This is a genomic window from Providencia sp. PROV032 (assembly GCF_028484875.1).
In the GTDB taxonomy this organism is placed as follows: Bacteria; Pseudomonadota; Gammaproteobacteria; order Enterobacterales; family Enterobacteriaceae; genus Providencia; species Providencia rettgeri_E.
Genome location: NZ_JAMPSX010000002.1, coordinates 70,758 through 92,536, shown reverse-complemented (window position 1 = coordinate 92,536; position 21,779 = coordinate 70,758). Strand labels below are relative to the sequence as shown.

Here is a 21,779-nt window from a genome sequence, read left to right as displayed (position 1 = left end):
ATGAAAAAGGAGGGAGGAAATATAAAAAAATAAGAGAAAAAATAAAATATTATAATAATCATTGATTTTTGATTGTTATAATTCTGTAACTTATAAATAAAATAATAACTCCCACGCCAGAGTGGTGTTAATGCTTGTTTATGGTTTTAATGGTTCTAATAGAGAATAAAACTATTTTTTTATTTTAAATGATAATTTAAATAATGATTAATACATTGTTTGTGAAGCAAAAATATAAAATATTCCTTGCGGTTATATTAAATGATTTATATAAGAAATATGCTTATTAAGCTAATGCGAGCCAAGCTGAAATTTGTGTTCACCTGAAAAATATAATTCTAAGAAGGAAGTTGATGTGCTGACAATTATTGGTATTTTAATCATTATATCGATAGTAACATTATTGATGATGGGGAAAGTTAGCCCAATTATCGCAATGTCTTGTATTCCCTTTATTGGTGCTTTATTTGCTGGTTATTCGGTTGCTGAAATTTCAGTATTCTTTGAAAGTGGAATTAATAAAGTTTCAAAAGTCGCAGCGATGTTTTTATTTGCGATTTTATTTTTTAGCTTAATGAAAGACCTGCATATCTTTGATCCATTGATCCGTTTAATGGTTAAAATGACGCGTGGGAATATTATTGTTGTTTGTATTATGACAACGTTAATTGCAGGAGTTGTCCATTTAGATGGTTCAGGCGCTGCGACATTTTTAATTATCATTCCTGCATTATTACCTTTATACCGTCAACTGGGGATGAGCCCATATCTCATGTTGCTGCTGATGTGTGCCAGCATGGGGGTCATGAATATGGTGCCTTGGGGCGGGCCGTTAGGCCGTGCTTCGGCTGTCACTGGCATTGATGCTTCGACCTTATGGCAACATTTGATCCCAGTACAACTCATTGGTATGGGGGGAGCAGTGGTATTTGCTACGTTAATGGGATTTCGTGAGAAAAGACGCATTGCCGCAGCGAGTTTGAAAGGAACAACACCATATGAAATGGATTCTTTGTTACCTGTTAGTGATGACACTGCCGATATAACCGAAACGGTACAAAAACCTAAGAAACCACTTATCAATGGTGGGTTAATTGTCGCCTCTGTTGTCTGTTTAGCATTTGGTTTATTATCTGCACCTTATGTTTTTATGATCGCACTTTCCATTGCCTTGATGGTTAACTTCCCTAACCCTAGGGACCAAATGAAAATTTTGGCAGCCCATGCGCCACAAGCATTGGGAATGGTTGCCATTATCTTAGCGGCAGGAGCATTTTTAGGTATTTTATCTGAAGGTGGCATGCTTGAGTCAATTGCAACAGACTTAACCGCTATTTTACCAACAGAATGGGTTTCTAAAGTCCATATTTTTGTCGGTATTTTAGGCGTGCCGATGGATATTTTTACCAGTACCGATGCTTACTATTTTGCCTTACTACCAATAATTCAACAAATTGCCGCCACAGTTGGTGTTGACCCATCTTCCGTTGTTTATGCGATGGCGATAGGTAACAACGCAGGGACTTTCGTGAGCCCATTCTCTCCAGCAGCATGGTTAGCAATGGGATTAGCTGGAATTGATATGGGGCGCCACTTACGTTATTCGTTTGGTTGGATTTGGTTGTTTAGTTTCTTTTTGTTAGCAGTTGGTTCAGTGATCGGTCTTTACTAGGTTTTTCTGTTTTTAAATACTTGAGAACATTGAAAGATGTTCTCAAGTATTATCCAAAGATGATTATTATTTTTTCATCTTTATAACTATTTATGATAGATTAATATCCAACCTTAACGAAAGGTGTTCCGTAGCTCCTATCTCTATTGATTACCTTTCCTACATAAAGTTTACGCACTGAGTCTTCAGCTTTACGTCCGATAAATTCCCACCTATCACTATCACGTTTAATATTGTCTCGAGTAAAATATTGCTGTGTACCTGCTTTTACCCATCCATGTACTTCATAAACTTCTTTAATGATATTGTTATAAGTTGCATAGGCGTATTTGATATTACTGTCATTTCTTGGGATATTAGCCCAAACCCCACGGGTTACTTCAAATAAAGAAAGTTCATCCATACCTGATTTATAGAGTTTGTTCAAAAGAAAGGCTAAACCGGAATGTTCTTTTTTAATGTCAACTTGTTGTTCAGTATGTAGATCATGTATCTCGTTTAAACTCAATCGTCCTAGTTTAGTTGTTTTGCCTCTCACTTTATTTGTTAAGCTATCGACACCCAGTAGATCGATACAAGTAGCTTCCACAACAAATGCGGTATCTTCATCCATGCCATGTCGTAAAATATCAATGCCTAGTTTATTTTGCTTGTGTAATTTCTCTATTTTTTCTTTTTTCTCATTTAATTCTTCAACTAGGTCTTTATCTATTTCTTTTGAGTTTATATCAATAGCTTGGTATATGTGTTGTAAGCAACGATCATTCACTCCTTTTCCTATATAAAAAGGGCGACGCTCTTCATCTGTTAGCTCGCATAATGCGTATACGTAGTATTTTAACTTTTTCAAGGTTGTTTTATATTTATCAAAATCAGTCATTAAGTTACTCCAATATTTTTGAAAACCACGTTATACAGGTTAACAAGTGGTTTCAATTCACTGATAAACTAAACAAATAGGCTTATTTGGGCTTCTAGATTAATAGGGAGTAGGTGATTTTTGTGTGTAGAGCTAAATTAGGAATAAATTGATAGTCTTCTTCTTGACAATTAGACTAAAATTCAACTGTTTTCCTTCAATTTCGCTAATTTTGACCCTTAGCTAAGTAAAAATGAGGCCGTTACTCGGAATAGATATGTAATACCTACACTTGATTTCTCAACAATTAAAGACGCAAATCTAGCAAAAAGATTTGTGGTTATTTCTATTTCTTTAGAGAAAGCATGATGAATATGCAATCAAGAAAGTATGGTAGAACGTATCACTATCCGTTCTCCCCAGGTACGACGAGTGATGATCGCATCAATAGCGATTGGTGGTCGCACATCCAAAATATAGACAAACTGGTTCATACAGAAAAACTGGATGGTGAAAATAATTGTTTAAACCGTCACGGGGTTTTTGCTCGCTCTCATGGAGCACCAACCCAATCAGCATGGGGCCAGCAAATTCGCCAACGTTGGCAGCTGATTAAAGATGATTTAGGGGATATTGAACTATTCGGTGAGAATCTTTACGCAATACATTCCATTGAATATCAACATATTGAAGATTACTTCTATGTATTTGCGGTGAGGCAGGGGGAGTATTGGCTCAGTTGGGAAGAGGTGCAATTTTATGCAGCTCTATTTGATTTTCCAACCGTCCCTCAATTAGATTTATCACTCAGTAAACACATGAACAAGCAAGAATATGCAAGTTCATTAATTACTGCTGCATCATTAGATAGCCAATTTATTGCGTGTGATACTCATACAGGGGAAGCCTGTAGCATGGAAGGTATTGTGAGCCGCGATAGCCAAGGTTTTCATGTGGATGATTTTATGGCGCATGTTTTCAAATATGTGCGTAAAAACCATGTTAAAACGGATATCCACTGGAAGCGGCATTGGCAGAGAGCCAAGCTGGCCTTTGAATTACAAGGAGAACAGCCATGAGTTGGCAATTAACCCAATGTCGTGATTGGACACAGCTTGAAAAACAGTTCGATTTTGTGCGTGATATGCAGTATGTGCCGCAAGACCGTTTGCACCATGCGGAAGGTAACGTGGCTATTCACACCCAAATGGTGTTAGCGGCTTTAGAAGGTTTGCCTGAATATCAACAGCTTCCTGAGCTTAAACAACAAATCGTTTGGGCGGCAGCCTTGCTGCATGACGTCGAAAAACGCAGTACGACAAAAGAAGATGAAGAGGGGCGGATCCATTCACCTGGACATGCCAAAAAAGGTGAGTTATCTGTACGAAATATATTATTTCGACAAATAGAAACGCCCTTTGCTATTCGTGAACAAATTGCGGCTTTAGTTCGATTCCATGGCTTACCGCTTTGGTTAATGGAAAAGCCAGATCCTGAGCGCACGTTATTTGCCGCATCTTTGCGGGTTGAAATGTCTTTATTATGTCTGTTAGCGAAAGCGGATGCGATGGGCCGTGCGTGTGAAGATAAAGCGGAACTTTTGGTCAGAATCGAGCTATTTGAACTATTCTGTCGTGAGCAGGGTTGTTGGGACCAACCTAAATCATTTGCGTCACCAGCTGGGCGCTTCCAGTATTTTCATCATCAAAAGGGCACTACGGATTACCAGCCTTTTGAAGAAAATGGAAGTGAAGTGATAATGTTATGTGGCTTGCCGGGGATGGGAAAAGACCATTTTATCAAACGGTTTTACCCACAAACGGCAGTCGTGTGTTTAGATGATATTCGCCGAGAACATAAAATCAACCCAGCAGATAAAAATGCACAAGGGTGGGTCGCTCAGCAAGCGAAAGAGCAAGCAAAACGATTGTTACGCACGAAAACCCACTTTATTTGGAATGCGACGTCATTGAGTGCCTCTTTACGGGGAACCATGATCAGCTTATTTGAACGCTATCAAGCCAAAATCCATTTAGTTTACTTGGAAGTGCCATTTAAACAGTGGCGGCAACAAAATCAACAACGTCAATATGCGGTACCGGAGCAAGTTATGGAGAAAATGGCAGGGAAGTTAGAATTGCCGACGCCTGATGAAGCTCATCAAGTTTCCTATTATATTGATGGTAATTTTGAGCCGTTACTTGCCGAAAAATAAAATTCATCACCTGCCTCTAGATAAGAGGCAGGCTAATATTAGTTTGAAGGAACGTATACGTTGCCTTCAAACAGTTTTCTTGCTGTTCGAATAATTGAAGCTTGAAGCCCTTCCGGTGAGTTGCCTTGTTGACTTAATGATACCTCAAATTTACCACTTAAATGCTCAATGGAAATGTTGCTCATATCAACAGACTGAATGTATTGCTGAGTAATACTGTCCGGGAGCATAGTGCTTGTGGCAATGGCGATAGCACCAGTGACGGCAAGTGCGCCATGGCATTTATGCGGCATAAAATAGCGGACATTAATTGTTCCACCGTGAATGGCAGGTGAAATCAATATGGGTTTAGGAATGACTTTTTTACTTACATCACCAAGCCCCATCATTGCCCCTGCTTTTATACGAATAGCCTCTAGCTTTTGCATAAACTCGGCATCGGACTCCAGTTGTTCCGCAGTTTCATAACCTGTTTTGTTGAGTTGAGGGGCATCAATTAACACCACAGGCGTCGCCATATCAATGCAGCTGACATCAATACCTTCAATAGTATCAATTCCATGGCCTGTAGGGAGCAATTTCCCTGTTTTTGTTCCACAAGCATTTAAGAATGTCAGTGCTACAGGCGCTGCACGGCCAGGTACGCTAGCAATTTCGGTATTTCCCTCATAAGTTACATGGTCATCAGGGGTTTGTACCCTAGAGTTGATGAAAGTATTCGTATTGACATTGCGGATCCTGACGGTGGTTGTCTCACCAGAGACCGGCACCAATCCTTTTTCAATAGCAAAAGAACCCACTGCACAAAGAATATTTCCGCAATTCGGTGCGGTATCAACAAGACGTTCAGTAATAGAAACCTGGGCAAATAGGTAATCAATATCGGCATCAGGGTGGGGGGAAGGGCTAATAATAGCGACTTTACTGGTCTGTGGGCTGCCTCCACCAATGCCATCAATTTGCAAAGCATGGCCAGAACCCATAATAGCGAGGATCAGTTCATCACGTTGTTGAATATCAGTTGGAAGGTCATCAGCTAATAGAAAAACGCCTTTTGAAGTTCCGCCACGCATTAGTGTGCAAGGGATTTTTTTCATCTGTTTACCCATCATATTTCGCGCTGTAGCTGTGTTTGCTACACTCAGCCCCTCAAGTCACATACTGAAGTATGCATCCTTGGGATGTCTTTGTTTTGCCGCCTTGTTTTGTTGTTAAATAGGGCACAATCATGATTGTGCCCGTCGTGTCGGTTTATTGACGAAGAATTAAATTAATCCAGTACTGATTAAAATTTCCCACCAACCTAAACCGATAGTCATGTGAACGAATAAGCTAATGAAGGCAACTAACCCACCGATGATCCACCAAGAACGGATATCGTTATAACCTGCACCGAATACGATAGGTGCTGCCGCGCCGCCATAGTGAGTCACGCTGCCGCCGTAGGCATTCGAAAACAACAATCCCAGTGCGAGTAACATCGGAGGAGCCCCAGCAACCATACCCACAGTGGCAAATACTGGAACCATGGCTGCAACGTAGGCACCACCGGAGGCGAATAAGTAGCGAATGGCAACACTGATAAACATGATGACAAAGAACGCTAACATTGCTTGATCACCGAAGGAAAGGTATTGGCTCATGGTATCGGCGAGCCACTTGAAGAAACCTGCTTTTGTGAGTACGCCTGACATGCTGATAATACCACCGTACCAAATCAGGGTATTCCAACCGCCTTTATTCTTCAGCACGTCATCCCAAGTTACAACACCAAGGATCAGGGTCAATGCCATAACTGCAATCGCGACGCTAGAGGCGCTGACGCCGATAAGGTCAGAGAAAATCCAGCCGCACAGCGCGATAACAAAGACAATCCCCAGCAACTTTTCACGCATAGTCATTGGGCCTAAATCTTCAAGGCCTTTGGCTGCGATCTCTTTATTGTTCACCTTTTTCAACTCAGGTGGGTACAGTTTGTAGATCATTAATGGCGTCAAAATCAGCATAATTAAACCTGGCACGGAGGCTGCAAGTGCCCATCCGCCCCAACTTAAATGGATGCCCATAATGTCACTCATCATGGCAAGGGCGAGTGCATTCGGCGCCATTGCAGTTAAGAACATATAGCTGGTGGTTTTGGTCACCATATAGACGTTGACGAGGAGGTAGTGGCCTGCTTTACGTGGGCTTTTTTCTGGATCAGATCCTAAAGCAACGGCCACACTATTGATGATTGGGAAAACAATTCCCCCAGCACGCGCGGTATTCGATGGGGTTGCAGGCGCGATAATTAAATCAAGGATTGCGGTCACATAACCGAGCCCTAATGTTGTACCGCCTAACTTGCCAATCAAAATATAAGAAAGACGTTTACCTAAACCAGTAATAACAAAGGCAGCACTCAGAGTAAATGCAGCAAATACAAGCCATGTCGTACCGGATGCATATCCGCTTAAAACTTCACTTGCTTTGACATCTTTAGTCCCTGTTACCCCAATAATTACCGCACTCGCAGCAATAGTGGCTAATAGAATAACAGGCTCTGAATAGGGTTTAAGTACCAATCCAACAATAGCGGCAAGGTAAAGACCAAATAGCAACCATGCAATATGTGGTAGCCCCGCAGGTGTTGGTATTAAAGCAATAATAATTGGAATGGCTATTAAAACTAATAGCTTCCATATTTTTTCTTTTTGCATAAGCCAATTTCCTTGATTAAATCAATATTAAATTTATTTAATATTAAATTGAATGAACTTTAATATTAGGAATTTGTTAAAGTGACAATGTTTTTAATATGGCTGTATCTTGAATGAATATAATGAATCTTATTTTCATTACTCATTCACTCTAAGGTATATAATTTATTTAAATAATTAATTGGTTTTTATTTGGTTAATTCGTTTTAATTTTTTAAATTATCCCTGTGTTAATTAATATTAAAATAGTTACTTTATGTTAATTAAAGACTGGTTGGGTAATCGGGCAAAAAACCAAGTCAAAATTAATAAATCCGCACTTCCTCCTGGACTCATGTTTAGTTGAATACATTCACTGTCGAATTGTTTAACCTTAACTAAATCATCATGGGTATTAATACCTGAGATTAATAGCTGTTTTGCGCGTTGCTTTACCCATGTTAATCCTTTGACGCCACCGCGATTGACAATGTTTGTATCGTCATTCAGGCTCATGAGGAGAATTAAAGTATCAAGTAGGGCGATATCCGCGAGTTTGCCCTTGGTGAGTTGCTGCAAATAATAGGGAAGTGAATGTTTGATTACTAACGAATAACCGCCTTCCGCTTCACCTCTTGCGCCTGTTAACCCATGTTCCTGATATAAGCGGCGGCCTGCGGTAGGGTTTTCGGTTTTTTGTTTAAGTTCATTGGTAATTCCCTTACACATACTGGCAACCAATAAGCTCACACTTTCAGGTGAAACAAATTGTTGTTGTGCAATCAAACGGCCTATTGCGGTTAAAACTAAACCTAAGGAAAAGATACTGCCTTTATGGGTATTAACCCCTTTAGTCGCACGGAACATCGATTTTTCGCAATCTATGCCGATAGGGCGAATGAAGGGTAATAGTTGTTCGATAGGACAATCTCTATATTGAGCACCTGCCTGCAAGAACCGAGGAAAATGTATTGCGATGGCATTGGCACTTAAATGAAAGTCAGTAAGGGCCATATCTTTATGGGCACCAGTATTGTGTCTGTCGACTAACCCAGGCTTAGGAGTCAAATTCACTTCGGCTAACATCGCATGCCATGCTAATTGGCTGTAATAGCTAGCTAATTTCTCATTTATATGGCTGAGCTGTTTAGTAGGTTGCATTCGCTAGCGCCTCAATACGATTAAGTATCTCAACCAATGAATGTGTTCGCTGACGAGCACAAATTTTCGCTTCATTTTCACAAATTAAGCATTGCCTTGGTGGTAAATTTAACTGGGAGCGCGAATATTGCTGCCCATTCGCATCAAATACATCAAAATCCCATAATCGACCAGCAGGAGACGACTCTTCTAGGTAAATTAACGCTTTTTTAATCTCGATAGCATCGCCGTCAACAGCGACCAAACACTCTGGTCCAGTTTTTAACGCCCACGATTGTTGTGATAAAAACACCCACTGCCCGCATGAAGCAATTTGTTTAAGCGCATTTAGGCCCTGATTAAACACATGTCTAACAAGAGAGTTGTCTTTGACAGCTCCAGGAAAAACGACAGTAAATGAAATCAAGGTTACCTGATGGAGACCAATCCATGCTTGTTGACGAGCCAGACGGGCATCTCGGCTATCCAACAGTTCAGGTAAAGAAATTTCAAATTGCTCTTGAGTATCAGGCAGTGGGCAAAACATAGTTTACTCCTTCACTTGATGAACAACATCAATGACTGAGCCATCACGATAACGCACAACAGCAACGACTTTATCTGTAAATTCAATTGGGTTAGGCGTTCCAGTGAGTAATTGTGCTCGTTCTCTTAACCAGCTCATTGAAACGGTTTTGATACCTTGGTTTTCAAGTTGCTGTTTTAATTCAGGACGAGCAGGGTTAACGGTGATCCCATGGTCAGTGACCAAAATATCTACACTTGACCCCGGCGTTACACAAGTGAGCACCTCGTCCACTAAAGTTGGAATGCGTCCACGCACCAGAGGAGCAACAATGATAGACAGTTTAGAGGCAACGGCAGTATCGCTATGGCCACCAGAAGCACCACGAATAACCCCATCAGAACCCGTTAACACATTGACATTAAAGCGTGTATCGATTTCTAGCGCACTCAGCACAACCACATCAAGCATATCAACAGAGGCACCTTTTGAGTCAAAACAAGCGTATTGATTTGCACTGATTTCAATGTGATTTGGGTTGCGAGCGAGCGACTCAGCCGCTGCTTTATCGAAGCTTTGAACGTCTAATAATTTGCGAATTAAGCCTTTTTCATGCAAGTCGACAATGGTTGATGTAATGCCACCTAAAGCAAATCCCGCAGTAATATTATGGCGTCTCATTTTATCTTCAAGGAAACGAGTCACGGCAAGAGAAGCACCACCCGTGCCGGTTTGTAGTGAAAAACCCTCTTTGAAGTAGCCCGACTTTTCGATCACATCAGCGGCAGTACGTGCGATCAGAAGTTCACGAGGGTTTGATGTCATGCGAGTCGCATCTGCCCCGATTTTATCTGCATCACCCACGCGTTTAACTTTGACGATATAATCGACTTCATCTTGTTTAATACTGGAAGGGTTATGAGGGTAATCTAATACTTCTTCAGTCAGCATCACCACTTTTTTTGCGGTTTCAGCATCAATTTTGGCGTAACCTAACGAACCACAGCAGGCTGTTCCTGTATATCCGTTTGCATTACCGTATTCATCACATGATGGGACGCCAATAAAGGCCACATCAATAACGAGTTCACCATTATGAATTAGATTGGCTCTTCCTCCATGTGAATGGATTTGTACAGGTTCTTCTAATTCACCCCGTGAAACAGCTTCAGCGAGTGGACCCCGGATACCTGAAGTATAAATTTTACGAATAACGCCATGACGAATATGATCAACAAGAGGTGAGTGGCAAGCACTTAATGAACTGGATGCAAGTGTTAAGTTGCGAAAGCCCATTTCTGCAATAACTTGCATCACCATGTTGACGGTAAGATCGCCGCCACGGAAGGCGTGATGGAAAGAAATTGTCATGCCGTCTTTAAGGCCAGAACGACGAATAGCGACTTGTAAATCATCACACAATTTGCGGTTTCTCGGTTTTTGCACTTGCTGCTGCACTTTACCGATATCTTTGAATTCACGTAGTACATCATCAGTACTTGGTTGTAAATAGGCTGATACGCGAGCCTGGCGCTGAGTATTATTTGTCATTTTTATTGCCTCACTCTTCCCTAATTCCTGATAATGCTGCTCGTGATAACACGAGACGAGCTCTGTCAATAACTGGGCCATCGACCATTTTTCCGTTCAATGAAACTACGCCTTTACCTTCAAGGGCTGCGGCATCAGCAGCTTCTACAACACGCTGCGCATGGTCGACTTCTTTTTGAGTTGGTGCATATAAATTATGAAGTAACTCAATCTGTCTTGGGTTAATTAATGATTTGCCATCAAAGCCGAGTTGTTTAATGTGAGCGGCTTCGCGTAGGAAACCTTCTTCATTATTCGCATCAGAATAAACAGTATCAAATGCTTGAATACCGGCTGAACGAGCGGCTTGTAAAATGGCGCACCGAGCATAGAGGAGTTCTACGCCGTCTGGAGACCGCTCGGTGCGCAAATTGCGGACATAGTCCTCGGCACCTAATGCGATGCCTATAAGTCTTGGTGATGAATGAGCAATATTCACTGCTTGAGTGATACCCATTGGTGATTCGATAGCCGCTAACAACCCTGTACTACCTTCTTCACGGCCACAACTTCTTTCTATACGTAAGATTTCACTTTCAATATCAATTACATCTTGCGCAGTATCTGTTTTAGGAAGACGGACGACTTTCGCACCACCACGAACAACGGCTTCAAGGTCAGCAACACCAAAGGCGGAATCTAATGCATTGACCCGTACAATGGTTTCAATATCTTGATAAAGTGGATGTTGCAATGCATGGTAAACCAAGCGACGAGCCGTGTCTTTTTCGCGTAAAGTGACCGAGTCCTCAAGGTCAAACATTAAAGCATCGGCTTTATAAATAAAGGAATTACTCAACATCGCTGCATTGGAACCGGGAACAAACAGCATACTTCTGCGTGTACGTGATTTTTGTTCTGGAGTCATTATTTATCCTCCCAAGGCAGATAGTCGATATCACAGGCGCGAGCCAATAAGGCTTCTAAACGCGCTTTAAGTACGCATTCCAGTGCACCTTTATCATCTACAATGATTTGTGCCCCTTGAATATCATGCAGCTGAATCATTTCTTGTACGATTTTTGCGATAGCATCTCCAAACTGTTTTTCAACGCTACTGGTAATTTGTATTGAGACCTCTTGAGTGTCTTCTAGCGGCTCTATGCGAACCATGACATCACTTGATTCAAGTGTGCCAGCTACTGCTGCGTGTTTTATCTTCATATTTCACCTATGACTAATTCAGAACTTTCGGTGTGGCTTTGAGCTGATGCGATTTGGTTAGCAACCATTTCTTGCAAATATTGATAGGTTGCCTCAGGCACAATCGGCTTAATTGCCACAAGATCTTTTTTAGCGAGCAATCGTCTAACTTGTGAGGCAGAAACTGCCGTTCCATTGATGATTGTTCGCGGAAATTCAACGAGTTCTATAGGTGGAAAATTCATAGCATCGGTTTTTAACCAAAAGCGCATGTCTTGGTTATATTGGTTGGTGACTTGGCAAAAAGGTTCCGAACCTACGAATCGATGGGTTATCCCCAGAGCAGGGGCGATATATTGGCGAAATATCTTAATGTCTATTTCGGTGTAACAGTTATTGGCAACCGTTTTGTCTTTAATAAAGTAGCAAGGAAACGTCGCTCGAGAAATAATGTATTCGGAGCCTTTATGAATAGTGAGGTTTTCTATTCCTTTTGTCCCTGCTTCGATTAAATTTAATCTCACTTTATAAGGAAAACGCGATGTATCTTCTTTGACAACAAATAGGTGTAGCCAGTCACAGGCCTTCGCTGCTTGCTCGATTAAATAGCGATGGCCAAGGGTGAAGGGATTGGCATTCATGACGATTGCACCAATCTTTTTGCCTTCTTTACGTTGTGCTTTTAAACTTTCGATATAACGCTTTAGATAACAACAACTGTTCTCCATCAACACCATAATATCAGGAACGGTGGCAATGGTATGAAAACCACATTGTTGAAATAAGCTTTCATTTTGGAATTTGGTATAAATAAATAAATGCGTTGTATTATTTTCGTAAGCAAGATTAACCAGTTCTGTTGCTAATTTTAATGCAAGCCCTTCACCTCGAGCATCATCACTGATAGCAACGCATTTAATAACATTTTTTGCTAAACCACCACACGCAATTAATTTTTCATTGCGAGAAATCGTAATAAAAACGTCAATGCTTGAATCAAGCTCTAAGTCGTTTTCCTTTAAAAACTGAGTTATTTCAGCAAGTTTCCTGTTCTCATGACGTTTTACTTGGTTAAACGTTATGTTTTCGAACATAATAGTATCCTGCATCTCATTTAGAGATGTTTTTAAAATGTTGCTAATGTTAAAGTTAATTAAATAAATTCTCTTTCGTTATTCTTATAATAATAAATAGATTTTTTTATTTAATTACCCTCTTTGATATTTATATTAAAGGTACTGTATTTAATATATTTGACCTATTTCATGTTTCTCAAATGAGATTGTATTTGTTTAATGGTTTTAAAGTTTTTAATTATTTGATAAGTTTTTTATTGCTTGGTTTTAATGTGTTTAATTATTAATATGTGTATTATAACTTTGGCTTGAATCCGATTTATCGGTTATCCTACCATTTCTGAGTTAACAAAATTTTTACTTTTCAGCCAGTAACGAGATATAACATGAAAAAAGAATATGCACTCTCTTCATTGAAAAAAGTAAATTCAGTTTCATTTTCAGTACGAGTATTTTTTCTGTTATTGATAGTTTCTGTTTTTTTAACTCTCGGGTTGGGTAAGTACTTTACAGATACAGCTGAAAATCGATTAATTGCGAACATTCAATCATTGGCGATGAGCCAAGCAAAGTTAATTGCTTCTATTGATGGTGTTGTGCAATCAGTAAAGAATAGAGATATTCCTAGGCTGAAAGTTATTGCCGATAAACTAAACCAAGATTCTAACTACGATTATGTGGTTATTGGTGATGAAAAATCAATTCGCCTATATCACCCAAATAGCCAAAAAATTGGTTTTCAAATGCAATGGAACAAGCCTGGAGCTTTAGAGAAAGGGGAAAGCTATTTCATTAATGGTGAAGGATCAATGGGAAATGCGGTTAGAGCAAAGACACCTATTTTTGATGAACAAGGCAAAGTGATTGGTGTTGTGTCCATTGGCTATCTATCCAACAAAATAGATACATCACTCAGTGAGTTGTTTGTACAGACTGGCGCTACTTTTTTGGGAATACTGGTTATATTGCTCTTCTTATCGTGGGCATTTTCACGTTTAATTCAAAAGCAAATGTTGGGTATGGAGCCTGAAGAAATAACCCAATTAGTTTTAGTGCAAAAAGGGATATTTGACGCTGTTTTTGAAGGTATTATTGCAGTAAATACTCAAGGGCAAATAATTAATATTAATTCTAACGCTCGGAAAATGTTATCTCTAAGTAAGCCATTGGGCCAGTTAACGGGAAGCTTTGTGTCGGAGCATATTTCGCCAACTGATTTTTTTATGACCGATATTGAAACGACCAAGCATGACGTAATCTGTGAGTTTAATGGCCTAAATGTGATTGCAAGCCGTGTGGCGATTCGTGATGAAGAACATCTTGTGGGAGCGGTTATTAGCTTCCGTAGCCAAAATGATATTGAATCGCTAAACTCACAGTTGACTCAAGTTCGTCAATATATAGAGAGTTTACGGACTTTACGACACGAACACCTTAATTGGATGTCAACACTTAGTGGGTTATTGCAAATGAAAGAATATGACCAAGCATTGGCACTGATTAAAGGCGAATCAGAATCTCAGCAGCAATTAATTGATACACTTCGTGGGCAGTTTTTTGATAAGCAAGTTGCGGGTTTATTATTTGGTAAGTACCACCGAGCCAAAGAATTAGGGTTAAAATTAAAATTTACTGAGGGTAGTCAGTTACATGAACTGCCTGATTCCTTAAATGGTACTGAATTTTGTGCCATATTGGGTAATCTACTCGATAATGCGTTTGAAGCAAGCTTGAAAAATAATCAGGGTAATAAACAAGTGGAATTATACCTTTCTGACGAAGGAAAGGAGATTGTTATTGAAGTTGCGGATCAGGGGTGTGGTTTCCCGTCAGAAATTCAAAGTAAATGGTTCGAGCGCGGTGTGACAACCAAAACAGATGTAACTGATGACCATGGTATCGGGCTCTATCTTGTTGCGTCTTATGTTAAACGCTGTAATGGTGCGGTTCTTATTGAAGAAAATCAACCGCATGGTACAGTATTTTCAATATTTATTCCGAAAGTGAAGATATAAAATGATTAAGATAAAAATCCTCATTGTGGAAGATGAGTTGCTGCTTGCCGAAATGCACAGTGAATATATAAAAGCCTATCCTGCATGTGACAAAGTTTGGCTTGCAGGTAATCTTGCCGAAGCAAGAAAAATGGTTGAATACATGAAACCAGACCTGATCTTGCTAGATAATTATCTACCTGATGGAAAAGGCATTGATTTGGTTCACGAATTAATACAAGAAAGAAATAATGCAGACATCGTATTTACTACAGCTGCAAGTGATATGGATACCGTCTCTGAAGCGATCCGTTTAGGCGTTTTTGATTATTTGGTGAAGCCGATTGCTTACGAGCGCTTAGGACAAACATTAGATAGATATATTCAACGTAAATCTGTTGTACAGGAAAATAGCAAAACGAATCAAAGTAAAATTGATGATATGTTTAATACTTATGCACGTGGGGAATCTAAGGAAGAACTTCCAACAGGTATTGATATTATTACACTTGAAAAAATACTCGCGTTGTTTACTGAACCTGATGTGCAATATACGGCGGAAAGTATTGCTGAAACAATCAAACTTAGTCGCACTACAGCAAGACGTTATTTGGAATATTGTTTAGCGAAAGATAAAATTGAAGCCGAAATTGAGTATGGTAAAGTTGGCCGACCGCAACGGATTTACCGTGCCAAGTTGTGAGCGATTGAATTAATAGTATATGTCGACAGACACCCTGCATTGGTTATAAACAATGCAGATTTTCTTTATCTTACTTATATCAGTGCTACAACAGTAAGTTGGAAAAATAGCGTTTATTGTTGCTGATTTTCTAAAATTAACACTTTCTTTTCAGCTCTCTCATGGCCTTTGGCCGCTGCGAGCTGGTACCAACGTAGGGCTTTTTTATTGTCAGGTTCAACACCCATGCCATATTGATAGCAAGCCCCGGCGGCATATTGTGCATCGACACTGTTTTGCTGTGCGGCTTTTATAAACCAATGACAGGCTTTCGCTTGGTCAGCCTTGATACCATCGCCGCGCGCATAGATAAGCGCGACATTAAATTGAGCCGACACTTCACCTTGTTCAGCCGCTTGGGTTAGCCACTTTATGGCGGATTGGATATCTTTTTTAGTGCCCTGTCCAGTTAAGTACAACATACCTAAGCTATTCTGGGCGGGAGAAAATCCTAATTCTGCGGCGCGGGTAAAATATTGAAAGGCGAGAGGGTAGTTTATTTTATCATACATGCCTACTGCAGCTTGATAGCCTAATAGATAGAGTGCTTGAGGGTGGTTTTTCTCAGCGAGAGTAAGGTATATTGTTTGTGCCTTTTGCGGGTCTTTTGTGACGGCTTTTCCCTCTTCATACCAATAGGCTAGAGTGAGCATCGCAGGTTGGAAATGTTGTTCAGCCGCTTTTTTTAGCCATTGCTCAGCTTCTTCTGGGTTTTTCTCTAATAAATTATCAAGGCCGTGTAGGGTGTATTCGGCCATATTCATCTGGCCAATAGGGTCGCCATTTTCGGCAGCGGTTTTCATCCAATACAACATTTGTTTTTCATCGAGCGTAACGCCAGTTCCTTGCTGGTACATCAAACCAAGGTTAATTTGAGCTTTTGTAAACCCTTGATCAGCAGAGAGAAGGTACCAGTGTAACGCTTGGTCAAATTGATGATGCGACTGATAAAACATGCCTAAGTTAAATTGAGCTTCAGCTTGCCCTTGTTCTGCAAGTGTGATTAACGCTTTTTCATTGATGAGTGGCGTGGCCTCTTCTGCGAAAGCCTGGGGGAGAAATACGTTAATAAAGATAAAAAATAATAAAAATATTTTTTTCACATGACATCCTTTCGACTGAGCGCTCAATGGCTAAGTTATCTTGTTAGGTAAGTTCCTGCAACGATAGATAGATATTTTATATTAATTCTACTAAATCAAATGGTTAATTATTGCTATTAGCACATTGGGCAAAAAGACATAAAAAATTTTTAAAAAAGAGGAACTTTTCCCGTTATAACCACTCTTATTAATATCTATATACTGTTTGCTTGCGTAAACATTCATATATTTACCCTCATCATTCATTTCTTTACACGAAGTAATGTAATAATGCACCTACGTAGTGATAGTTTGAATTTAGCAAAAGATCCTTGAGTAGAATGCATTATGCCCAGTTTGTTACTGGGCTTTTTTTTATCCAAAATTCCCGTTTGAATGCTTCTTCAGCGACATCATCTAACGTCTTTCCTACCAATAAAAGTAAAAAATAGAATTACCTTGAAATGGATATTTTTAGCTTTCCATAACCTATACAGCAATAAATCATAGTGTGATAAATAGCGGCATTATAATTTCAATACAGTACAATATTCTTAACATTTAACGAACAAATGATTAATTAGTAATCGATGATAATTTGGTGGTTTTGTAAAAAATTGAAGTAAATCACGATTAAATTTAATTGATGTAGTAATTAATACTAGCTAATTCTTTAATTTTGGTGCATAAATAACGTATATGGCTTAATTGATTATTGGGTTCTTTGCGGGTTATCTGCCAGTTAATGTTGAATAAATAATCAAATATGCTTTAACTCATTGAATTTATGTTTGAGATCCATAAACAAGTCTACACACAGTTTTGTTTGTTTTGAGGTCAGGGAATGATACTCCTCCTACCAAAAGTGAATCTTTTCAACTTTGAATTCTTGAGACCATAACAATGCGAGAGCGCATAGAGCGTTCCGTGGTTTTTTTGCATATGTACAGGTTGTACTAGAGGTAACTTGTGTCCACAACAAATAACAAAGAGGAAGTTAGTCTTAACGCGTTTAAGCAACCTCGCTCATTCTATCTTATTTTTTCTATCGAACTCTGGGAGCGTTTTGGTTACTACGGTCTTCAAGGGATCCTTCCAATATACCTAAGCCAAGTGCTGGGTATGTCAGAAAAAGAATCAATTACACTTTTCTCAGCGTTCGCAGCATTAGTTTATGGCTTTGTTGCCGTAGGCGGCTGGTTAGGGGATAAAGTCCTCGGAACAAAACGAGTCATTGTTCTTGGAACAATCACTCTGATTGCAGGGTACGCATTTGTTGCTTTCTCAGGGCACGATGTGTCGATGGTCTATGTTGGCTTGGCAACCATTGCGGTAGGTAATGGTTTATTTAAAGCGAATCCATCATCACTTTTATCAACCTGTTATGAAAAAGATGACCCACGGTTAGACGGCGCATTTACCATGTACTACATGGCCGTTAATATTGGTTCATTCTTCTCAATGATTGCAACGCCATGGTTAGCAAAACATTATGGTTGGGATGTTGCGTTCTCTCTTAGTGTTGTGGGCCTGATTATCACATTGATTAACTTCTATATGTGTAAGAAATGGGTTTCTCAGCATGGTTCAAAGCCTGACTTTGCTCCTGTTGTTATTTCAAGGTTAGTTGCTACCGTTGCGGGTGTTATTGCATTAATCGCGATTTCTACATGGTTATTGCATAACCTTGGTATTGCACGTGCAGCATTAGCGATTATTTCTTTGGGTATTTTAGTTATCTTTATCAAAGAAACATTAGCGCTAAAAGGTACGGCTCGTCGTCGCATGATTGTTGCATTGATTCTAATGCTTGAAGCGATAGTATTCTTCGTTCTTTATAGCCAAATGCCAACCTCACTAAACTTCTTTGCACTACATAACGTAGAACATGAAGTTCTTGGTTTTGCTATTGAACCTGCGCAATATCAAGCTCTGAACCCATTATGGATTATGATTGGAAGCCCAATTTTAGCCGCGATTTATAATAAAATGGGTGATAACTTACCAATGCCACATAAGTTTGCGATTGGTATGTTGCTATGTTCCGCTGCATTCTTAGTTTTACCTCTAGGCGCTAAGTTTGCCAATGAAGCAGGTATTGTTTCCGTTGAATGGCTGATTATTTGTTACGGTTTCCAAAGTATTGGTGAACTGATGATCTCTGGCCTTGGACTTGCGATGGTGGCTCAGTTAGTCCCGCAACGTTTAATGGGCTTTATTATGGGGGCATGGTTCCTAACCAACTCAGCAGCTGCATTTATTGCGGGGTATGTCGCCTCAATGGCAGCGGCACCTGAAGGTGAACTGACCAGTAAAATCGAATCTTTGGCCGTGTACAGTGATGTATTCTTGAAGATTGGTGTAGTGACCGGTGTGATTGCAATTTTGATGGTTTTAACCGCGCCGATGTTAAATCGTATGACACTTGAGCGTTAATTTTTATCTTAAGTTGCAGTAATCAAAAGGGCTAATAAGCCCTTTTGATATCGGTGACATACAGTATTGGTGTATTAATTAAAATAGCGATTATTAATCAGTTTTAGCGAGCGGTCACGGCCGTTAACTAAAATGGTATTCGAAATACGGCTGTACGCATCTATTGATACGCCATCCATCAAGATGGTTGGTGTGATAGCGGTGGCGGCAAAGATGACATCAGAAGTACTGACCATCTGGTCTAAAGATAAAACCTCACCAATTTCTAACCCCATTTGCTGACAACGCAAAACTTCTTGTACCGCGAGTTGTTTGTTTTCTTCGCTATCTCCTTTTGCTTTATCTCGAGAAACGAGTCTTGCTTGCATGTCACCACCTAAAGCGCGCGCGATGGCTGCACTAATAATGCCTTCAGGGGCACCGCCAGTTCCATACATCATATCAATTGGGTGCTCAGGGAGGATAGTGAGTAATGAGGCGAGTACATCGCCATCAGGGATGGTAATCACATTTGCACCGAAATTGCGGATAGTCTTAATAATATGTTGATGGCGAGGTTTATCAAGTACCGCGATTGACAGACTTGAGATTGGTTTATTCAATGCAGAGGAAAGAAATTCTAAATTTTTCTCTAGGGGATTAGCAAGGTGAACAGCCCCTTTCGCTGCGGCGCTAACAACAAGTTTTTCCATATACATATCAGGTGCTTGAAGTAGAGTTCCTGTTGGTGCTGCCGCAAGTACGGCAATAGCATTTTTTTCATTGCAAGCGACCATACGAGTTCCATCGATAGGATCTACAGCAATATCTAGTCCAACAGAACCAGATTGTTTGCCAACTTGTTCACCAATATATAGCATGGGAGCATCGTCAATTTCACCTTCACCAATGACAATTTTACCATGGAAATCAATTTCATTTAGGCGATTTCTCATCGCTTCTACCGCGGCTTTATCTGCCGCATTTTTATCTTGTTTACCCACCCAATCGAAGGCAGCGACTGCAGCGACCTCGGTAACGGAAGCGATAGCAGAGGCTAACTCATCACTAATTTTCATTTTTTGTTTGTGTCCCAGATGTATAAAAGAAAAGTATTTATACTATGATACGTTTTTTGTGATCTATCTGGCAAATAATGGGTGATTAAATCGACAGGAAATTTGATGTTAGAATCGAATGGTAGCCTAAACATCGGCTACCATTAATTTGAAAATTAAAGCATTTCGACGATAGTAATACCGGCGATAATCGAAATTAAGGCAGCTAATGTACTTAATAACACGGTTCCTGCTGAGGTTTCAGTATAGGCTTGGTTGCTAATGGCTAATGCGGGAACTGCGGTTGCGGTGGGTAATACGCCAATAATAAATGCCGCTTTCAGTAAATCATCTTGTAAACCTAAAGCGAGTCCAGTTCCTAAAATTAGGGCTGCTTGAACAAAGTTTTTAATAAAAACGTTAAATACAATTTCCTTACTAATTGTCAGTTTGATCCCAGAAAGGAGCAATCCAAGGAAGAATAGGGCGACTCCACCTGCTGTTTTTCCTAATTCATTGACTGAATTTTGTAATATCTCCGGTAATTTAACGCCCAAAATAGCCAGTATTGCCCCTAGAATAGGAAGAAAAACTAAGGGTTGGGCAATGGCTTTACCAACAGATTTTAAGATACTGTTTCCTTGTTGTGACCCGCTGATCATTAAGAGAGTAAATGGAATAATAATAACGGTATAAATGAGGTTACCTAACACCATCGCTATTAAGCCTGATGAGCCTACAGTTGCGAGCAATACAGGTGGCCCACAGTAAGCCATATCAGGAAAAGAGACCGATAAGGCTTGCATGGCTGCATCTTTTTTATTATGGCGAAAAATAAATTTACCAAAAATAAAGCCAATCACGTATGTTGCGATTAATCCTACGGCCAATGCTAATAAATAGTCAATATTGAGCAATACCGAGGGTGGGGCTTGTGCTGCAGCAAGGAATAATGCAAACGGTAATGCTATTTTAACCACAAAGTCAGCAAAGGCTTGGGAATACTCTCGTTTGATGAACCCATATTTCCCTGATAGCCAACCAACGGCTAACCCAAGAACAATAGGCCCTAAAGCAGCAAGTATAATGTGAGTGAGCATTAAAAATTCTCCCGATAATATGCGGTAAGCCTTGTTTCATAAAAAAGTCAATGAAATGACAGTTAACACTTTCCCTTGTGGTTAATCTCATTCTAATTAAAACATTTATATTTTTATCAACGTGTAATAAAGAAAACAATTAATATTATTTTAAATGGATACAGTCATTAAAGGACTAATAAATATTAGTGTAATGTATTGAAGATAAAAGTATTATATAGATAGCATAATAAAAATAATTGTACTAATAAAATTTTCATTATTAATTCGTTGTGTGTCTGAAAATGGATATCGGAAAATAGACAATCAATCCATTATCTGTTTTTTTGAATTAAACTATCATTAAATGATGATTAAGGGTTTTCTTAGTTACTAAAATACCGAATGGGAGTATTACTAAGTCATAAAAAAGAGGGAAAGGTGCCGCTTACTTTTTGTTCGTAGTATAGCTAATAGTAGAGTGTAATGAATTATTTTGTAACAGTTTAT

At 39.6% G+C, this 21,779-nt stretch carries 18 protein-coding genes; 6 read left to right on the top strand and 12 right to left on the bottom strand.

What is annotated here, in order from left to right; translation table 11 throughout:
* The first annotated feature begins 355 nt into the window (after positions 1–355).
* Positions 356–1,672, top strand: coding sequence for a CitMHS family transporter (locus tag PSF42_RS01060; protein ID WP_125890860.1), 1,317 nt, complete (start codon positions 356–358; stop codon positions 1,670–1,672).
* A 100-nt stretch (positions 1,673–1,772) separates the two neighbouring features.
* Here the strand turns inward: PSF42_RS01060 and PSF42_RS01055 are convergent, their stop codons facing one another.
* Positions 1,773–2,552: an LEM-3-like GIY-YIG domain-containing protein gene (locus PSF42_RS01055; protein WP_272679292.1), complete on the bottom strand. Its 780-nt coding sequence runs from the start codon at positions 2,550–2,552 to the stop codon at positions 1,773–1,775.
* A gap of 347 nt (positions 2,553–2,899) precedes the next feature.
* Here PSF42_RS01055 and PSF42_RS01050 point away from each other — a divergent pair, with 347 nt between their 5' ends.
* Entirely contained in the window at positions 2,900–3,610 is a 711-nt protein-coding gene (locus tag PSF42_RS01050; protein WP_272679321.1) for an RNA ligase family protein, read from the top strand.
* A complete protein-coding gene (locus PSF42_RS01045; RefSeq protein ID WP_125890861.1) occupies positions 3,607–4,746 on the top strand; it encodes an AAA family ATPase in 1,140 nt (379 codons plus the stop codon). The genes PSF42_RS01050 and PSF42_RS01045 overlap by 4 nt, the downstream gene beginning before the upstream one ends.
* A 38-nt stretch (positions 4,747–4,784) precedes the next feature.
* On the opposite strand, the gene PSF42_RS01040 is transcribed toward PSF42_RS01045, so the two are convergent.
* The 8 genes from PSF42_RS01040 to citC form a co-directional block, all read right to left on the bottom strand.
* Positions 4,785–5,843 carry a 4-oxalomesaconate tautomerase gene (locus PSF42_RS01040; protein WP_272679291.1) on the bottom strand — a complete coding sequence of 353 codons (1,059 nt, stop codon included), beginning with the start codon at positions 5,841–5,843 and terminating at the stop codon, positions 4,785–4,787.
* Between the two features lie 168 nt (positions 5,844–6,011).
* Positions 6,012–7,445: an anion permease gene (locus PSF42_RS01035; RefSeq protein ID WP_125890862.1), complete on the bottom strand. Its 1,434-nt coding sequence runs from the start codon at positions 7,443–7,445 to the stop codon at positions 6,012–6,014.
* 249 nt (positions 7,446–7,694) lie between these two features.
* Positions 7,695–8,585 carry a triphosphoribosyl-dephospho-CoA synthase CitG gene (gene citG / locus PSF42_RS01030; protein WP_272679290.1) on the bottom strand — a complete coding sequence of 297 codons (891 nt, stop codon included), beginning with the start codon at positions 8,583–8,585 and terminating at the stop codon, positions 7,695–7,697.
* The gene (citX, locus tag PSF42_RS01025) at positions 8,572–9,111 is read right to left on the bottom strand and encodes a citrate lyase holo-[acyl-carrier protein] synthase (RefSeq protein ID WP_125890864.1); all 540 of its coding nucleotides are present in this window, start codon (positions 9,109–9,111) and stop codon (positions 8,572–8,574) included. Before citX ends, citG begins: the two co-directional genes overlap by 14 nt.
* A 3-nt stretch (positions 9,112–9,114) precedes the next feature.
* Positions 9,115–10,641, bottom strand: coding sequence for a citrate lyase subunit alpha (gene citF, locus PSF42_RS01020; RefSeq protein ID WP_272679289.1), 1,527 nt, complete (start codon positions 10,639–10,641; stop codon positions 9,115–9,117).
* Between the two features lie 10 nt (positions 10,642–10,651).
* On the bottom strand, positions 10,652–11,548 hold the full coding sequence (gene citE, locus PSF42_RS01015) for a citrate (pro-3S)-lyase subunit beta (RefSeq protein WP_140170675.1): 897 nt from the start codon (positions 11,546–11,548) through the stop codon (positions 10,652–10,654).
* On the bottom strand, positions 11,548–11,844 hold the full coding sequence (gene citD, locus PSF42_RS01010; RefSeq protein WP_125890867.1) for a citrate lyase acyl carrier protein: 297 nt from the start codon (positions 11,842–11,844) through the stop codon (positions 11,548–11,550). The genes citE and citD overlap by 1 nt, the downstream gene beginning before the upstream one ends.
* Positions 11,841–12,917 (bottom strand): [citrate (pro-3S)-lyase] ligase, encoded by a 1,077-nt coding sequence (gene citC / locus PSF42_RS01005; RefSeq protein ID WP_185746844.1) that lies wholly within the window; start codon positions 12,915–12,917, stop codon positions 11,841–11,843. The genes citD and citC overlap by 4 nt, the downstream gene beginning before the upstream one ends.
* A gap of 368 nt (positions 12,918–13,285) precedes the next feature.
* Between citC and dpiB the strand changes: the two genes are divergently transcribed.
* Positions 13,286–14,914, top strand: coding sequence for a sensor histidine kinase DpiB (dpiB, locus tag PSF42_RS01000; protein WP_213913314.1), 1,629 nt, complete (start codon positions 13,286–13,288; stop codon positions 14,912–14,914).
* A 1-nt stretch (position 14,915) separates the two neighbouring features.
* Positions 14,916–15,596, top strand: coding sequence for a two-component response regulator DpiA (dpiA, locus tag PSF42_RS00995; RefSeq protein ID WP_125890870.1), 681 nt, complete (start codon positions 14,916–14,918; stop codon positions 15,594–15,596).
* A 113-nt stretch (positions 15,597–15,709) separates the two neighbouring features.
* On the opposite strand, the gene PSF42_RS00990 is transcribed toward dpiA, so the two are convergent.
* Positions 15,710–16,738, bottom strand: coding sequence for an SEL1-like repeat protein (locus PSF42_RS00990; protein WP_125890871.1), 1,029 nt, complete (start codon positions 16,736–16,738; stop codon positions 15,710–15,712).
* Positions 16,739–17,686: 948 nt separating this feature from the next.
* Here PSF42_RS00990 and dtpA point away from each other — a divergent pair.
* Positions 17,687–19,153, top strand: a complete 1,467-nt coding sequence (dtpA, locus tag PSF42_RS00985; RefSeq protein WP_125890872.1) for a dipeptide/tripeptide permease DtpA — start codon at positions 17,687–17,689, stop codon at positions 19,151–19,153.
* 74 nt (positions 19,154–19,227) lie between these two features.
* Here dtpA and glpX read toward each other — a convergent pair whose 3' ends face one another.
* Together glpX and PSF42_RS00975 are read right to left on the bottom strand one after the other, a co-directional pair.
* Positions 19,228–20,205, bottom strand: coding sequence for a class II fructose-bisphosphatase (gene glpX, locus PSF42_RS00980; protein WP_185746858.1), 978 nt, complete (start codon positions 20,203–20,205; stop codon positions 19,228–19,230).
* Between the two features lie 161 nt (positions 20,206–20,366).
* On the bottom strand, positions 20,367–21,290 hold the full coding sequence (locus PSF42_RS00975) for an AEC family transporter (protein ID WP_125890874.1): 924 nt from the start codon (positions 21,288–21,290) through the stop codon (positions 20,367–20,369).
* Positions 21,291–21,779 lie beyond the last annotated feature (489 nt).

Coding starts and splice junctions, on each gene's coding strand:
- PSF42_RS01055 (WP_272679292.1), bottom strand. CDS start 2,552: ATGACTGATTTTGATAAATATAAAACAACCTTGAAAAAGTTAAAATAC.
- PSF42_RS01050 (WP_272679321.1), top strand. CDS start 2,900: ATGAATATGCAATCAAGAAAGTATGGTAGAACGTATCACTATCCGTTC.
- PSF42_RS01045 (WP_125890861.1), top strand. CDS start 3,607: ATGAGTTGGCAATTAACCCAATGTCGTGATTGGACACAGCTTGAAAAA.
- PSF42_RS01040 (WP_272679291.1), bottom strand. CDS start 5,843: ATGAAAAAAATCCCTTGCACACTAATGCGTGGCGGAACTTCAAAAGGC.
- PSF42_RS01035 (WP_125890862.1), bottom strand. CDS start 7,445: ATGCAAAAAGAAAAAATATGGAAGCTATTAGTTTTAATAGCCATTCCA.
- citG (WP_272679290.1), bottom strand. CDS start 8,585: ATGCAACCTACTAAACAGCTCAGCCATATAAATGAGAAATTAGCTAGC.
- citX (WP_125890864.1), bottom strand. CDS start 9,111: ATGTTTTGCCCACTGCCTGATACTCAAGAGCAATTTGAAATTTCTTTA.
- citF (WP_272679289.1), bottom strand. CDS start 10,641: ATGACAAATAATACTCAGCGCCAGGCTCGCGTATCAGCCTATTTACAA.
- citE (WP_140170675.1), bottom strand. CDS start 11,548: ATGACTCCAGAACAAAAATCACGTACACGCAGAAGTATGCTGTTTGTT.
- citD (WP_125890867.1), bottom strand. CDS start 11,844: ATGAAGATAAAACACGCAGCAGTAGCTGGCACACTTGAATCAAGTGAT.
- citC (WP_185746844.1), bottom strand. CDS start 12,917: ATGTTCGAAAACATAACGTTTAACCAAGTAAAACGTCATGAGAACAGG.
- dpiB (WP_213913314.1), top strand. CDS start 13,286: ATGAAAAAAGAATATGCACTCTCTTCATTGAAAAAAGTAAATTCAGTT.
- dpiA (WP_125890870.1), top strand. CDS start 14,916: ATGATTAAGATAAAAATCCTCATTGTGGAAGATGAGTTGCTGCTTGCC.
- PSF42_RS00975 (WP_125890874.1), bottom strand. CDS start 21,290: ATGCTCACTCACATTATACTTGCTGCTTTAGGGCCTATTGTTCTTGGG.